This window comes from Cellulomonas sp. (assembly GCF_965229465.1).
GTDB lineage: Bacteria > Actinomycetota > Actinomycetes > Actinomycetales > Cellulomonadaceae > Cellulomonas.
In genome coordinates, this window is sequence record NZ_OZ245882.1 from 2,203,279 (window position 1) to 2,218,069 (window position 14,791).

Below are 14,791 nucleotides of genomic sequence, written 5' to 3' on the forward strand. Positions count from 1 at the left end.
ATGCCGCCTTCCGTCCGCCTCGCCATGCCCGCAGGCGCCAGGCGCGACCCGCGGCACAGGCTCGCCGCCACGCTCCTCGTCGTGCTCGTCCTGCTCGCCGGGTGCGTCGCTCCCAAGAACCAGGCGTCCGCCCCCGCGGCCGGCGTGGGCACACCGTCCGCCGAGCCGACCGGTGACCTCGCCCGGTTCTACGGCCAGCAGCTCGAGTGGACGACGTGCGCCGAGGGTGAGTGCGCCACGGCGCAGGTGCCCCTGGACTACGCCGATCCGGCCGGCCCGTCGATCACCCTCGCGGTCGCACGCCTGCGCGCCACGGGCGGCGAGCCGCTGGGGTCGCTGCTGCTCAACCCCGGCGGGCCCGGCGCCTCCGCGATCGACTTCCTCGCGCAGGCCGCGACCATGGTGAGCGACGACGTCCGGCTCCAGTACGACCTCGTCGCCTTCGACCCGCGGGGCGTCCAGCGGTCGAACCCGGTCAAGTGCGTCGACGGTCCCGCGCTCGACGCGCTGATCGCCACCGACCCGGACTACTCGACCGACGCCGGGATCCAGTCCGTCATGGACGCGTACGGGGAGCTCGGAGCCGCGTGCCTGGAGAACACCGGCGACTCCCTCGGGTACGTGGACACGGTCAGCACCGCGCGTGACCTCGATGTCCTGCGTGCAGCGCTCGGCGACCCGACGTTGTCCTACCTCGGCTTCTCCTACGGAACCGCGCTGGGCGCCACCTACGCGACGCTGTTCCCCGAGAAGGTCGGCCGGCTCGTGCTCGACGGCGCCCTGCCGCCCACGTTGACGTCCGCCGAGGCGTCCGAGGGGCAGGCGGTGGGCTTCGAGAACGCGCTGCGTGCCTTCATCGCCGACTGCCAGGGTGGGTCCGGCTGCCCGCTCACCGGCTCCGTCGACTCCGGCCTCGCCCAGGTCCGCAGCTTCCTCGACCGTGCGCGGGACAACCCCCTGCCCACCGGCACCGACCGTGAGCTGACCAGCAGCCTCGCGTTCTACGGGATCGCGCTGCCGCTCTACTCGCAGTCGTACTGGCCGTACCTGTCGCAGGCCCTGACAGCCGCGCTCGAGCAGGACGACGGGTCACTGCTGCTCCAGCTGGCCGACCAGTACTCAGACCGCGAGCCCGACGGCACGTACAGCGCCAACTCGATCGTCGCGTTCGACGCCATCAACTGCCTCGACAGCCGCGAGCCCGCCGACATCCCCACCATGCGCGCCGAGGCCGCCCAGATCGAGGCGGCGGCGCCCACGGTCGGCTCGTTCTTCGCGTACGGCGCCACCCTGTGCGCCCAGTGGCCCGTACCCGCGGCCGAGAGCCTCGACTCCTACGCCGCCGAGGGCGCCGCACCGATCCTCGTCGTCGGCACCACCAACGACCCCGCGACGCCCTACCAGTGGGCGGAGCAGCTGGCGGAGCTGCTCTCCTCGGGGGTCCTGCTCACCTACGAGGGCGAGGGCCACACCGCCTACGGCTCCTCCAACGAGTGCATCGCCGACGCGGTCGACGCCTACCTGCTCGCCGGCACCGTCCCGGCGGAGGGCACCCGCTGCTGACCCGTCCCGCTCACTTTGGAGCGGTGGGGGTCCGCCGGGTACAGTGAGCGGGCTCGCCGGGGACCACGGTCCACGACGACGCCGCCTTAGCTCAGTCGGCAGAGCGTCTCACTCGTAATGAGAAGGTCAAGAGTTCGATTCTCTTAGGCGGCTCCACCACGAAGGCCCCGTGACCAGCGCAGATGCTGGCACGGGGCCTTCGTCGCGCGTGCGCCATGTCACGAGATCCGCCCGGATCTGTCACTAACGAGCCGCGAACAGGCTTCCGAGCGCCTCCGCTGCCGCCCTCGTGGCGTCGTCGGCAGCGTGCGCGTAAGTCCTCAGGGTCACGCTCGACACGACTTGCTACCTGCTCGCGCCCGGTGCTGACGGCGGGTGGACGTTTCATGTGCTGCGCGCTGTCGGCGGCAGAGTGGCGGAACTCGACGTCACGCCTCAGTTCTCCGCCGCGATTCGCGCGAAGGCGTTCCCGGGCGTGTAGGCCCCATAATCGGCGGGCCGGGAGTCTGCTCCTCCGTGGTCCTCCCGGCCCGCCTCCAGCCACGCCCTGGCCCGGTCCGGAATCGCCGGGCCAGGGTGCGGACACGTGCGACCCCGCTCATCCCTAGCCGGTCGAGCGGGGTCGCTCGTTCGCAGTGTTGACCTTGGGCCACCGCCTGACCTGCGCCAACCGCTAGCGTCCCGCTCATGGGTGACAACCTCGCGGACGTTTGGCAGTCGATCTCGCACGCGATCGGTATCGGGTGGCAGTGGATCGAAGACTCCAATGGAGCCGTGACCGCGTTAGCGACGATCGCGACGGCCGCGTTCGCCGTCTGGGCCATTGTCAACGCGGGTAGAGATAGTCGCGACCGAAGCCGCCCGATGGTCATCGCTGAGTTCCGTCATGCACGAGACAGCGACACGACCGTCGATCTCGTCATCCATAACGCAGGCGTCAGTATGGCGCGAGAAGTCTCGGTCACGTTCGATCCGCCGCTCGTCGTTCCCGAGGGGTTCGGCCGGAACGTGACTGACCACATCATTCGCCGATATTCATCGGCTCTCTCGGGGCTCGCGCCGAGCCAGACGTTTCGTAACGTCTGGTGGGCAGGTCACATGGTCGCCGGGAGCAGCGACTTAGAGAACGCCGAGCCGACTCCTGACCAAGTCGCGGTCGCCATCAACTACACCGACGACCGAGGCCGCCCCTACTCGGACACATTCGCGCTCGACGTGCTCAACCTGCTTCAAGAGACCTATTCGGTCTCGTCCACGTCGGTCAAAGGTCGACTCAAGACCATCGACGCTTCCCTCAAGACCACGAGCAAGGCGCTGGAGACCGTGGCACGCGTAGCAAAGGCGGCGAATCGTCGAGCGAGCGGGGACGTCGACGCCGCGCCGCGAGGCATCCCGGTCGAGCACCTACATGCACTGCTTGGCGGAAGGCATGCGGTCTCGGACGGAGGCGACGCTGAGGTGGAGCAGCCCGGGGTGGAGCAGCCCGGGGTGGAGCAGCCCGGGGTGGAGCAGCCCGAGGTGGAGCAGCCCGAGGTGGAGCAGCCGTAGTTCTCGCGAATCGGTGTCACGACCGTGTCACTAAACCTCGTCGTTCGTGACATCACTCGTCGGCACTCCTGGGCACCCGACGGCAGGGCCGACGCCACCTGACCAGGCACGGGAGCGCACGCGCTGACACGACCCGACACGGCCCGGACAGACCGGAACTAACTCGTAATGAGAAGGTCAAGAGTTCGATTCTCTTAGGCGGCTCCGACACGAAGGCCCCTGACCAGCGGAAACGCTGGCGCGGGGCCTTTGTCATGCGAGCGCCGGGTCAGCTGCGGGGGTCCTCACGGGGCGGCAGCCGTTGTATCAGGACGCGAGACACATCTGACTCGTCGGTCCGTCCGTCCGCGACCCGTCATGCCCAGAGAGGGCTTGACCTTCCACCCTGGTGGAAGGTTTACGGTCGCGGCATGAGCTACCGCATCGCTGAGGTCGCAGACCTCGTCGGGGTACCTGCCACGACGCTGCGCTACTACGAGGACATCGGGCTGATCGACCAGCCCGCCCGAGGGGGCAACGGGTACCGGGCCTACGAAGACGCCGATCTCGCGCGGCTGCGGTTCATCACCGCGACCAAGAACCTCGGCATCCCGTTGGCCGACGTCGCCGAGCTGGTGAAGGCCTACGACGTCGAGGACTGCTCGACCGTCGCCCACCAGGTCGTGGAGATGGTCGCCGTACGCCTGGGCGAGACCCAGACGCGCATCGGGGAGCTCGTGGCCCTGGCGGCTCAGCTGCAGACCGTCTCGGCGCGGCTGGCTGACGCACCGACCTCGGGTGCCTGCGGGGACGGGTGCCCGTGCGCGACCGCGGCACCTGCGCCCCTTGCTGATCGGCGGACGTTCGTCCCGCTGACCCGCGCTCCGGTCGTCGCTGCGCCGACAGCACCCGTCGTCGCGTGCTCCCTCGACTCCGGCTCGGTGCCGGACCGGATCTCCGACTGGCAGGCGGTGGTCGCCCAGGCGCTGAGCCGCGAACCGATCGCCGGCGGCGTCTCCCTGCAGTTCGTCGCCTCTGCCGAGCTGGTCGCTGAGGTCGCACGGCTCGCCGCCGCCGAGCAGGACTGCTGCACCTTCTTCACCTTCACCCTGACGATGACCACCGGCAGGGTCCGCCTCGAGGTTCAGGCTCCCGACGACGCCGCCGACGTCCTCGCGGCCATGTTTGGCAGCGCTGCCTGAACCCGCCCGCTCGACGCTCGACCGGTACCAGTCGGTTCCGGCCGCGATCCGCCCTGCCCGAAGACGACCGAGGAGAGACCATGACCACCCCGACCCACGACCACGCCACGAGCAACCCCACCACCAGCGGCACGAAGAGGGGCGTCGCGGCCGGGATCGGCATCGCGGTGGCCTGCGCCGTGGCGTGCTCCCTGCCGCTGATCGCCGCCGGCGGGCTCGCGGCCGGGCTCGGGGCATTCCTGGCCGGAGGGGAGGCTGTCGCCCTCGGGGTGGTCGCGCTCGTGGGTGTCCTGGTCGGGGCGGGCGCGTGGGTGCGCCGGCGGCAAGCCGCAGCGGCGTCGACCGCGTGCAGCACCGGCTGTGCGTGCGGCGGCGCTGCTGACCACCGCCCCCTCCCGAGGGGCCGATCATGATGACCTCCATCAGCGGCGAGGAGCTGGTGCGCGTGATGAGCGAAGCGACCCTGACCCTCACCCGCGCGAGACTGCTCCCATGACCGTGCTTCGCTCGCTGTTCCTGTTCGCCGTCGCGGCCGTCGCGGAGATCGGCGGCGCCTGGCTGATCTGGCAGGGCGTGCGCGAGCACCGCGGCGTGCTCTGGATCGGCGCCGGGGTGGTCGCGCTGGGCGCCTACGGGTTCGTCGCCACGTTGCAGCCGGACGCGAGCTTCGGGCGGATCCTGGCCGCGTACGGCGGGATCTTCGTGGCCGGCTCACTTGCCTGGGGCATGGCCGTCGACAGGTTCCAGCCCGACCGGTGGGACATCACCGGCGCGGCCATCTGCCTGCTCGGCGTCGCCGTGATCATGTACGCACCCAGAACCTGAACCGAGCAGGGCCGGCTCGGTCGTGTGGCCGTGCGGCGGGATTGCCCCGATCGAACGACGCAGAAGCTGCCCGCGGGGTGTCGAGGACTCGATACGCTCCGCCTCACGTCAGGGGTCCGAGGCGGTGCCCGCGGTAGCGGCCTGCGGGTGAGCCCGGCGTCGGACACGGCGACACCGCCGCGCCTGCTCCTCCCGTTCCCCTCGGAGACCACGTGCGTATCGTTCGCCCGGCCGTCGCGCTCGCCGTCGTCGCCCTGCTGCTTCCCTTCGCGGCAGGATCGGCTGCCGCCGTGCCCCTCACCGCCGTCGACCTGAACGCCACGGAGAACTATGTGGTCTCCGTGTACGAGGACCTCTTCGACCGCGCACCGGACCCGACGGGCCGCACGACGTGGACGACCGCGCTGAGATCGGGCACGCCGCGCATCGCGGTCGCCAACGCGATCACGTCGTCGGAGGAGTTCCGGTCGGGCCTCATCATCGACGCCTACGGCGCGTACCTCGGTCGCGGACCGGATACCGCGGGGCTGCAGTTCTGGCTCCGGAACATGAGCGCCGGTATGACGATCGAGCAGCTGGACTCCGGGTTCATCGCCTCCGACGAGTACTGGGCGGTCGCCGGTGGCAACTCGGCGGACTGGGTGCGGGCGCTGTATGCGGACGTCCTGGGCCGCGGGGCGGGCGACTCGGAGGTCGCGTTCTGGCAGGGTCAGCTCAACCGGGGAGCGACCCGTGCGCAGGTGGCGATGGGCTTCCTGCTCTCGACGGAGTACCTGTCGTCGGTCGTCGACGGCTACTACTGGTGGCTGCTCGGCCGCGGCCTGGACCCGACGGGTCGAAGCACGTGGGTCTCCGCGATCCAGCACGGTGCCCGTGACGAGCAGATCATCGGCGGCATCATCGCGTCCGACGAGTACTGGGCCAACGAGACGTCCCGCCCCTCCGTCGGGTACATCCTCCTGTCTCCGAGCGAGGACACCGGCGTGCCCCTCGGTACCGGGCGGAGCTACACCGTCCTGGCGTACCAACCGAACGGTGCGCTCATCGGCGACGTCACCGACGAGGCCCGCATCACCTGGGACGGTCAGCCGTGCGTGCTGGGGGTGTGCCAGCCCGCCGCTGTCGGCCCGCACGAGGTCAACGCGGAGCACCGCGGCCTGAACGCGAGGGCGACGCTGACGGTGGTCGCTGCGGGGTAGTCCGCGGCACGTCAGCCGGGTGACCCACTCCATACCTAGAGGCGCTAGGGTTCGATACCTAGCACATCAAGGTAGAGGAGCGGCCGTGCGCATCGACAAGGACCTGGTGGCCGCGTCGGCGACCCCGCTCGTGCTCGGGATCCTCGCGGACGGCGACCTCTACGGGTACGCGATCCTCAAACGCGTCGGCGAGCTCTCCGGCGGGCGCATGCAATGGACGGACGGCATGCTCTACCCGCTCCTGCACCGGCTCGAACGGCTCGGCCACGTGTCGTCCTCCTGGGGCACGTCCGAGTCGGGCCGACGCCGCAAGCACTACAGGATCACCGTGACCGGCCGGGCGGCGCTCGCCGACCGGCAGGCGCAGTGGACCGTCGTCGCGGACGCGCTCCGGCAGGTCTGGGAGGCGGCGCCGCGGCCCGCGACCGTCGTCGAGGTGTGGGCATGATGGCGCACGACGAGCTCGAGGCCCAGGTCGACCGGTGGAGGGGCTACGTGCTCCGACGGCAGGTCATCTCGTCGGCCGACGTCGACGAGCTCGAGGATCACCTGCGTGGCCAGGTGGCGGACCTGCGCGCGACGGGGCTCGACGACGACGAGGCGTTCCTCGTCGCGATCAAGCGCCTCGGGAACGTGGACGCCGTGTCCCGCGAGTACGCCCGTGAGCACTCGGACCGGCTGTGGAAGCAGCTCGCGCTGGTTCCCGACAGCACGCTCGGCGCCTCCGGAGCCCTGGCGCCGCGGTGGCGGGAGCTGGCGGTCGTACTCGCGCTCGCGGTCGGTGCGGGCGTCGCGGTGCGGGCGGGGATCGCGTGGTTCGGCGACGACGAGCTCGCGCTCGCTCGCAACATCGGTCTGCTCGTCGTGCCGTTCCTCGCCGCGTACCTCGGGTGGAAGCGCCAGGCCGGCGTGCGGACCGTGGCGGCGATCGCCGTGCCGTTCGTCGTGCTCGCCGTCGCGCTCAACGTGTACCCGTTCGCCCCGGAGGGGTCGACCGAGGTGCTGGCGATCATCCACGCGCCCGTCGTCCTGTGGCTGCTGGTGGGGCTCGCGTACGTCGCCGAGTCCTGGCTCTCCGACGGCAGACGCATGGACTTCGTGCGGTTCACTGGCGAGCTCGCCATCTACTACACGCTGCTCGCGCTGGGTGGCGGGGTCCTCCTCGGTCTCACCGCCGGGGTGCTCCAGCTCGCCGGTGTCGACCCCGGTCCGGTGATCACGGAGTGGGTGATGCCGTTCGCGGTCCCGGGCGCCCTCCTCGTCGCCGCCTGGCTCGTCGAGGCCAAGCAGGACGTCGTCGAGAACATCGCGCCCGTGCTGACCCGGATCTTCACGCCGCTGACCATCGCCATGCTCGTGGCCGTCCTCGTGGCGCTGATCGCCTCCGGCGGCTTCGTCGAGGTGGACCGCGAGCTGCTCATCCTGATGGACGCGATCCTCGTGCTGGTCCTGGCGCTGCTCCTCTACTCGATCTCGGCCCGCGACCCGCTCGCCCCGCCCGCGCTCGCCGACTGGCTCCAGCTCGTCCTGGTAGGGGCCGCCCTCGCTGTCGACGCCGTGATGCTCACCGCGATGCTCACGCGGATCGCGGAGTTCGGTACGAGCCCCAACAAGATCGCCGCCCTCGGGCTCAACCTGCTGCTCCTCGTGCACCTCGGGGTCTCGGCGTGGCGGAGTACCCGGTTCCTGCGTGGACACGGCACGTTCTCGCAGCTCGAGCACTGGCAGACGCGGTACCTCCCGGTGTACGCCGCCTGGGCCGCGGTGGTCGTGCTCGTGTTCCCGCCGCTCTTCGACTTCGCCTGACGCGGCCCGCGACGGTTGTGTGAGCGCGGCGGCGCATAGGGGTCGTACGCGGGCGGCAACGGCTGCGGTGCCGACGGCAGGTAGGTGGCGGAGTGCTCGGGGCCGACCGCTACATCCGGCCGAGGACCTCGCCCTGCTTCGCGGCGTATTGCTCCTGGCTGATGAGGCCTTGGTCGAGCATCGCCTTGAGCTGGCTCAGGACGGCGACGGGATCGACCGCGGCGGGCGCGGGAGCGCTCGGCTGCGTCAGCCCGGACACCGTGCCGCCGATGGCCCCCAGCCCCAGGGCCAGGCCCGCCATCCCTGCTCCGCCTGGGCCGCCCTCGGCCATGGCGAGGGCCGAGTCGGCGACCGTCGCCTGCGCGTACGCGTTCCCGATTCCACCGCCCAGCAGCACGCCCTTGTTGTACTTGTCCATGAGGTCGCGCGACGCCTGGTCGTACTCGATGGTGGAGACGGCCACTCCGACGACCTCCAGGCCGAACCGCTCGATCCACGAGCCTGCCGGGCCGCCGGTGCTGGTCATTTCCGCGGCGAGCTCGGGGCCGTGCGCGGCGAGTGAGGCGATGTCGGTGGTCCGTGACAGCGCCTGCAGGGCACCCTGGAAAGTCGTGATGAACTCCTGGGTCAGCTGGGCTCTCGCGGCGTCGTCGGCCAACGTATACGACCGCACGTTGGGCGGCAGGACGGTGCGGAAGAAGCGGATCGGATCGACGACCCGCACGGAGTACCGGCCACGGGCCCTCAGGCGCAGGACGGGCGCCTGCGAAGAGCCCGGCGGGACGAGGGAGAGGTCCTTGTAGGGCAGGGGGCCGGGGGTGCCGAACGGCAGGTTCCGCAGCTCGCGGAGGTTGACGTAGGAGACGAGCTGCTGCTGGCCGGGCTGCCCGCCGAACGTGAGCCGCTCCCAAGACTGGGTGAGGAGGGATCTGCGCGGCCCCGAGCCGGCAAAGATCGAGGGCTGCCCGTCGTTGCGGAACACGAAGTACCCCGGCTCGGTCGACGCGCTCACTATGCCGCCACCGTCGGTGATGATCACGGCGGTGTTCTCCGGGACGGCGATGCGGGACCCGTCGGTGACGATGTTCGTCGATCCCCGCGTGTTCGACCCTCGCTCGTTGTTGTTCGCCTGGATGACTCCGGGTGCCACCACGGTCTGCTCGTCGAACGCCGGGGCGGTGAAGAAGTCGACCCACTGGTCCGCGAGCGTGCCGCCGACGGCGGCGGTCGCCGCGCTGATCAGTCCCATCAGTTCCTACCTTCGTCTCTTCGGTGCACAGGGGGCAGGACCACGGGTTCACCGCAGAAGCTGCAGCTCCTCGGGATACCGACGATGACCTCGTTGTTGCCGCCGCACCCGCGACACGTGGCTACGGTCTTGTGCGAGCGCTGCGGGATGTACTTCGTGCTCACGACTCGTTCTGACCGGTAGTCGAGGTAGAAGTCCTCGACGGCCCCGGAGTCGATCAGGGCGCGGAGGTCGCGGTAGACCCTCGATGTGCTCGTGCCGGTGATTTCCGCGATCTGCTGGATCGTCATCGACTCGATGCCCGTGAGGATCGCGGGGTACTGCTTGAGGCTCCCTTGCCTCGTGATCATCCGGAGCGCGAGTGCTGCGCACACGAGGGCCACCGCGAAGAAGCCGATCCCGACGAGCAGCAACGTCAATCGTTCGGTGTCGCTCTGCGGGTTCACCGTCGTCGTCGTCCACCAGAGGTGCCCGGAGGTCGTGGTGTCCTCGACCTCCGAACGGGCCGCGATGGACATCGCACCGATGACGACGGCGAACAGCGCTCCGAGTGCCAGCGCTCGGGCCACGGGCTTCTGCATCGGCGCAGGGATCCTGGTGAGGATCCCTGACGTGTCCCTAGACGAGCTCATCCGCGGTTGCAACGCTGTCGTTCTGGTCGGTGTCTGCGTCGCCGCGGCCGTGGCGCTTCCTCGATCGGAACAGTCCCGCGACGTTGGCGCCCACCGTGGTGGCTGAGCCGGCGATCGCGCCGCCGACGCCCTTGACCGCGGTGAGTGCCTGCGGCTCGTCGAGGATCCCGTCACCGTCGAGGTCTACGCTCCGGAACTGCCGCGTCACCGTGCCGGCCGCGCTCGCAACCCCGGTACCGACGGCGGTGGCGCTCGTCGCGACGCCGCCTCCGACCGCGCTGGCGGCGCCCGCGAACCAGTGCCCGGTCGCCGCCGCTGCGTCCTCGAGGGCCGCCAGTGCGCGGTTGGCCTCGGCGTCCTCGGCGTCGGCCGCGATTGTGACGGCCAGGTGGGCGGGGAACTCGTCGGGGGCGTCGGCGAACGCGGTCCGGGACGCGTTGATGACGTCACGACCGAACACGAAGCGGGTCACGCCGCCCGTCAGCGCGCCGACCCCGTACTCGATCGCCGTCTGCTGCTTGTCGCCCAAGCCCGCGCGCATGGTGTCCAGCTGGCCCGTCTGGATGGTGCGGACGAGGCTCTGCGCCGCTCCCGCGGGGAGGGTGTCCGCGAGGGTGTTCGCCCAGTGCGACCAGTCCGTGCGGCCGGCGGCGATCTCCTGCCCGACGCCAGTGACGCCGCCGGGGGTCACGGTCGCGACGTCCGCGGCCATCGTCGCGATCTGCTGCTGGCTCACGCGACTGTTCGACAGGCCGTACACGAGGGCGTGCGCCTGGTCCTGGTCGAGCTCCATCCCGTGGATGTCCGCGAGCGCGAGACCGAAGATGGCGGTGAGCTCGAACTGCAGCTGCTCGTCGCCCGCCGGAAGAAGGGCCGCGACGCGTTGGGCACCGGACTTCCCGACGCCGAGGGCAACGCTCTTCGCGGCCGCCTTCGCCGCTGACTTGGCAGCGACCTTCGTGGCCTCCTTGCCAGCCTTCTTGGCCGCCTGCTGCCCAGCGCTCTTGGCGCCGGCCGCTGCTGCCCCGACGCCCGGGATCAGCGCGATGCCGACGTCCGCGGCGATGGCGCCCGCGGCGATGACGGCACCCGCGGTGCTGATCGAGGTGCCGTAGTGGCGCTCGAGCATCCGGATCACCTCGGCGGGCGTCGCGTCCGGGTGTCGACGACGAAGGCGCAGGACGTACTTGCGGGCGATGGCGTGCCGGGCGCTGACCGCCTTCGCGATCTCACGCGCGGCCTCCTCGTCGACGAGCTCGGCCTCGAGCGTGACGGCCTCGGCGCCGGTCGCCTCGACCTCCGGGCCGGCTGCGGACGTGCGGGACTCGGGGGAGGGTGGCGTCGCCATGGTGGATGCATCGGCACCAGCGGCCCCCCGCTCCACTGATCGCGCGATCGGGTCCGCGCGGCCCGCTCAACGGCGCGGGTCCCGCGGGTCGAGCTGCGCCGCTAGGTGGAGGCGTGAGCAGCGTCATGACAACTATCCGACACGGTGTCGGTAAGATACCGACACCGTGTCGATAACGTCGCGGTCCCCTCTCGAGAGGTCCACCGTGTTCCTCGCCCTGCGTGAGCTCGCCTTCGCGCGCACCCGCTTCGGCCTCATGGGTGCGGTCGTCGCGCTCATCGCCGTCCTCATGGTCCTGTTGTCGGGGCTGTCGTCCGGTCTGGTGGTCGACGGCGTGTCCGGCCTCATGCGCAGTCCGATCCAGGCGGTCGTGTTCGCGGAAGGAACGAAGACCGACTCGGCGTTCACGCGCTCCGAGGTGACGACCGCCCAGCGCGACAGCTGGGCGGCGCGCGACGACGTGGCCGACGCCGAGCTGCTCGGCACGTCGATCGTCAACGCGAAGAACGACGACGGGACGCCGGTGGACCTCACCCTGTTCGGCGTCGACCCCGCCGGGTTCGTCGCGCCCGCCGCCTCCGAGGGTCGCGCGATCGCTGCGGAGGGCGAGGTGGTGCTGAGCGCCTCGGCTCGCGACGAGGGTGTCGCGCTCGGCGACGTGCTCACGCTCGACCGGCTGGGCACCGAGCTCGAGGTCGTGGGCTTCACCGCCGACCAGCGGACCTTCGGCCACGTCGACATCGCCTACCTCGCGCTGCCCACCTGGCAGGAGATCCATGCGAGCCTGCTGCCGGGCGAGGAGGCGGACGCCGGCACGTACGACGTCGCGAGCGCCGTGGCGGTACGCGGCGTGGACGGCGTCCTGCCCGATCTGGCGGCCGCGGACGCGGACGCGGGGACGTCGGCACGCACGATCACGGAGGTCTACGACTCCTCACCGGGGTACACCGCCGAGCTGATGACCATGCAGCTCATCCAGGTGTTCCTCTACGCGATCTCGGCCCTCGTCGTCGGGGCGTTCTTCACGCTCTGGACCGTGCAGCGCACCCGCGAGCTGGCCGTGATGCGGGCGATCGGCGCCTCCACGGGATTCCTGCTGCGCGACGGAGTCCTGCAGGCCGCGATCATGCTCGCCGGCTCCGTCGCCGTGGGGGTCGGCGCTGGCCTCGGCCTCGGGGCGCTCCTGCTGGGCACCGGCATGCCGTTCGCCCTCGAGGCTGCACCGATAGCCGGCGGCGCGGTGCTGCTGCTCGGCCTCGGGCTCGCCGGCGCGACCGTCGCGACCCTCCGCATCGCCTCCATCGACCCCGTCACAGCCCTCGGAGAGAACCGATGACCGCCGCCACCGCCCCCACGCGCGTCCGCACCGGCCTGTCGCTGGCCGACATCACCCTCACGTTCGGCGACGGCGATCAGCAGGTCGCCGCGCTCGACCACGTGGACCTGCTCGTCTCGCCGGGCGAGCTCGTCGCGATCGTCGGGCCGTCGGGCGCCGGCAAGTCCAGCCTGCTCGCGGTCGCCGGCGGCCTCGTCCGGCCGACCTCCGGGTCGGTCGTCGTGGACGACGTCGACGTGACCGCGCTGTCGACGCGCGCCCTGGCCACGTTCCGGCGCGACCAGGTCGGCTTCGTCTTCCAGTCCGGGAACCTCGTGCCCGCACTGACCGCGCTCGACCAGCTCCGGCTGGTCGAGCGCATCACCGGCCGGCGGGCGACGACCTCCCCGGAGCAGCTGCTGGCGGCCGTCGGGATGACGCCCCACGCGCACCGGCGCCCGGGCCGCCTGTCCGGTGGGGAGCGCCAGCGCGTCGGCATCGCCCGCGCCCTCGTGTCCTCGCCGTCTGTCCTGCTGGTCGACGAGCCGACCGCTGCGCTCGACCGGCGCCGCAGCCACGAGACGGTCCGGCTGCTGGCCGACCAGACGCACGAGCACGACGTCGCGTCCGTGATGGTTACGCACGACCACGACGTCCTCGAGCACTGCGACCGCGTGCTGGAGATGGTCGACGGCAGGCTCCGGCCGGCCTGACGCTCAGGCGAGCGTGCGCAGGTACCCGTCGATCAGTGCCGCGGTGGCGTCGTACGCGCGCTCCAGCTCGCCGGTCTGCTCGACCTGACGGGAGGCGGTGTGCACCAGGGCATTGATCAGCTCGGTCGTCGTCTCCGGGTCCGGCGCGCCCAGCTCCCGGAGCGCCTCGCGCAGCGGCGCGAGCAGCCGGTCGTGGAAGGTCTGCGACCGGCGCGCCAGCTCCTCGGACGGCGCCACCGACACCAACGTCCGGGCCAGAGCGTGCTCACCGTCCGCGACGAGCTCGAGGTTCACGCGCAGGTAGGCCAGGACGCGTCCGCGTGGGCCGTGGGCCGCCCCGATCGCCGCGTCCAGGCGTTCCTGCCAGCGCGGGAACGAGTCGCGCACGACGGCGGAGAGCAGGTCCTCGCTCGAGGCGTAGTACTGGTAGACGCTCGAGCGGGACAGGCCCGCGAGCTCCCCGACCTCCGCGAGCGTCGGCACGCGCTCCGGGCGGTCCGTCAGCAGCCCGCGTGCAGCGTCGAGCAGCGCCCGCTCACGCGCGGCCCGGTGCTCCGCGACCGTCGGGGCATCGATCCGTGGCACCGCACCCCCTCTCGCGCACGCAGGGCGCGCACCGGACACCGATGGTACGTGCGCGCGCCTGAGATCTTCCCCGTCGGTCTGATCCTCAGCATCGCGGAGCTGACCGCTTCGGTCGCCGCGACGGTATGTCCGTGTTTTCCCACTGATCGAGGGTCGGGAGTCCTACATTGCAGACATGGCAGACATCCTGTTGGGCATCCTGGCGATCGTCGCCGGGGGCGCCATGCTGTTCGCGGGGCAGTTCGTGCTGCGGCTCGTGCTCCCGATCTGGGGCTTCTTCGCCGGGTTCGCCTTCGGCGCAGGCCTCTTTGCCGAGCTCGCGGACGAGAGCTTCCTCGGCACGGCACTCGGGTGGGTCTCCGGCTTCGTCTTCGCCGTGATCTTCGCCGTGCTCGCCTACCTGTACTACGCGGTGGCCGTGATCCTCGCGATGGCGGCGTTCGGCTACGCGATCGGTGCGGGACTTGTCGTCGCCCTGGGGATCGACTGGAGCTGGGTCGCCGTGCTCGTGGGCGTGGCCATCGGCGCGCTCTTCGGTCTGCTGGCAGTGGTCGGGAACATGCCGATGGTCGTGCTGGCGGTGGCCAGCTCCCTCGCGGGCGCGGTCACAGTGGTCGCCGGCCTGATGCTGCTGCTGGGCACCCTGAACTCCGCCGACTTCTCCGAGGGCGGCTTCAGCAGCGCCGTCGACGCGAGCTGGGTGTGGTACGTGCTGCTGGTGGTGCTGGCCGTGGTCGGCTTCATCGTCCAGACCCGGCAGCGGATCGAGGTGCGCCGCACCGTCAACGAGGCCTGGTTGGCCGAGGCGCGCTGACCTGAGAGGGGCG

At 71.0% G+C, this 14,791-nt stretch carries 15 protein-coding genes and 1 tRNA gene; 12 read left to right on the forward strand and 4 right to left on the reverse strand.

Annotated features, from left to right (window positions below; genetic code table 11):
* The 9 genes from ACO06A_RS10630 (at position 1) to ACO06A_RS10670 (ending at position 8,122) form a co-directional block, all read left to right on the forward strand.
* Positions 1 to 1,563 (forward strand): alpha/beta hydrolase, encoded by a 1,563-nt coding sequence (locus ACO06A_RS10630; protein ID WP_421735970.1) that lies wholly within the window; start codon positions 1 to 3, stop codon positions 1,561 to 1,563.
* Positions 1,564 to 1,643: 80 nt separating this feature from the next.
* Positions 1,644 to 1,719: transfer RNA gene (locus ACO06A_RS10635), tRNA-Thr, on the forward strand.
* Positions 1,720 to 2,250: 531 nt separating this feature from the next.
* Entirely contained in the window at positions 2,251 to 3,111 is an 861-nt protein-coding gene (locus tag ACO06A_RS10640) for a hypothetical protein (RefSeq protein ID WP_421735971.1), read from the forward strand.
* A 410-nt stretch (positions 3,112 to 3,521) separates the two neighbouring features.
* Positions 3,522 to 4,292, forward strand: coding sequence for a MerR family transcriptional regulator (locus ACO06A_RS10645; RefSeq protein WP_421735972.1), 771 nt, complete (start codon positions 3,522 to 3,524; stop codon positions 4,290 to 4,292).
* A gap of 80 nt (positions 4,293 to 4,372) precedes the next feature.
* Complete coding sequence (locus ACO06A_RS10650) at positions 4,373 to 4,705, forward strand: hypothetical protein (RefSeq protein WP_421735973.1); 333 nt, start codon at positions 4,373 to 4,375, stop codon at positions 4,703 to 4,705.
* A 79-nt stretch (positions 4,706 to 4,784) separates the two neighbouring features.
* Positions 4,785 to 5,117, forward strand: a complete 333-nt coding sequence (locus ACO06A_RS10655; RefSeq protein WP_421735974.1) for a YnfA family protein — start codon at positions 4,785 to 4,787, stop codon at positions 5,115 to 5,117.
* A 212-nt stretch (positions 5,118 to 5,329) separates the two neighbouring features.
* Positions 5,330 to 6,316: a DUF4214 domain-containing protein gene (locus ACO06A_RS10660; RefSeq protein ID WP_421735975.1), complete on the forward strand. Its 987-nt coding sequence runs from the start codon at positions 5,330 to 5,332 to the stop codon at positions 6,314 to 6,316.
* An 85-nt stretch (positions 6,317 to 6,401) separates the two neighbouring features.
* Positions 6,402 to 6,764, forward strand: coding sequence for a PadR family transcriptional regulator (locus ACO06A_RS10665; RefSeq protein WP_421735976.1), 363 nt, complete (start codon positions 6,402 to 6,404; stop codon positions 6,762 to 6,764).
* Entirely contained in the window at positions 6,761 to 8,122 is a 1,362-nt protein-coding gene (locus ACO06A_RS10670) for a permease prefix domain 1-containing protein (protein WP_421735977.1), read from the forward strand. Before ACO06A_RS10665 ends, ACO06A_RS10670 begins: the two co-directional genes overlap by 4 nt.
* 109 nt (positions 8,123 to 8,231) lie before the next feature.
* Here the strand turns inward: ACO06A_RS10670 and ACO06A_RS10675 are convergent, their stop codons facing one another.
* The 3 genes from ACO06A_RS10675 to ACO06A_RS10685 are packed head-to-tail and all read right to left on the reverse strand — an operon-like array spanning position 8,232 to position 11,351.
* Positions 8,232 to 9,371, reverse strand: a complete 1,140-nt coding sequence (locus tag ACO06A_RS10675) for an SPFH domain-containing protein (protein ID WP_421735978.1) — start codon at positions 9,369 to 9,371, stop codon at positions 8,232 to 8,234.
* Positions 9,371 to 9,952, reverse strand: a complete 582-nt coding sequence (locus ACO06A_RS10680) for a hypothetical protein (RefSeq protein ID WP_421735979.1) — start codon at positions 9,950 to 9,952, stop codon at positions 9,371 to 9,373. The genes ACO06A_RS10675 and ACO06A_RS10680 overlap by 1 nt, the downstream gene beginning before the upstream one ends.
* A 37-nt stretch (positions 9,953 to 9,989) precedes the next feature.
* Positions 9,990 to 11,351, reverse strand: a complete 1,362-nt coding sequence (locus ACO06A_RS10685) for a hypothetical protein (RefSeq protein ID WP_421735980.1) — start codon at positions 11,349 to 11,351, stop codon at positions 9,990 to 9,992.
* Between the two features lie 205 nt (positions 11,352 to 11,556).
* Here ACO06A_RS10685 and ACO06A_RS10690 point away from each other — a divergent pair, with 205 nt between their 5' ends.
* Together ACO06A_RS10690 and ACO06A_RS10695 are read left to right on the forward strand one after the other, a co-directional pair.
* Positions 11,557 to 12,687 (forward strand): ABC transporter permease, encoded by a 1,131-nt coding sequence (locus ACO06A_RS10690; protein WP_421735981.1) that lies wholly within the window; start codon positions 11,557 to 11,559, stop codon positions 12,685 to 12,687.
* Complete coding sequence (locus tag ACO06A_RS10695) at positions 12,684 to 13,379, forward strand: ABC transporter ATP-binding protein (RefSeq protein WP_421735982.1); 696 nt, start codon at positions 12,684 to 12,686, stop codon at positions 13,377 to 13,379. Before ACO06A_RS10690 ends, ACO06A_RS10695 begins: the two co-directional genes overlap by 4 nt.
* Positions 13,380 to 13,382: 3 nt before the next feature.
* Here ACO06A_RS10695 and ACO06A_RS10700 read toward each other — a convergent pair whose 3' ends face one another.
* A complete protein-coding gene (locus ACO06A_RS10700) occupies positions 13,383 to 13,964 on the reverse strand; it encodes a TetR/AcrR family transcriptional regulator (protein WP_421735983.1) in 582 nt (193 codons plus the stop codon).
* A 175-nt stretch (positions 13,965 to 14,139) separates the two neighbouring features.
* On the opposite strand from ACO06A_RS10700, the gene ACO06A_RS10705 reads away from it, so the two are divergent.
* A complete protein-coding gene (locus tag ACO06A_RS10705; protein WP_421735984.1) occupies positions 14,140 to 14,778 on the forward strand; it encodes a DUF4203 domain-containing protein in 639 nt (212 codons plus the stop codon).
* Positions 14,779 to 14,791 lie beyond the last annotated feature (13 nt).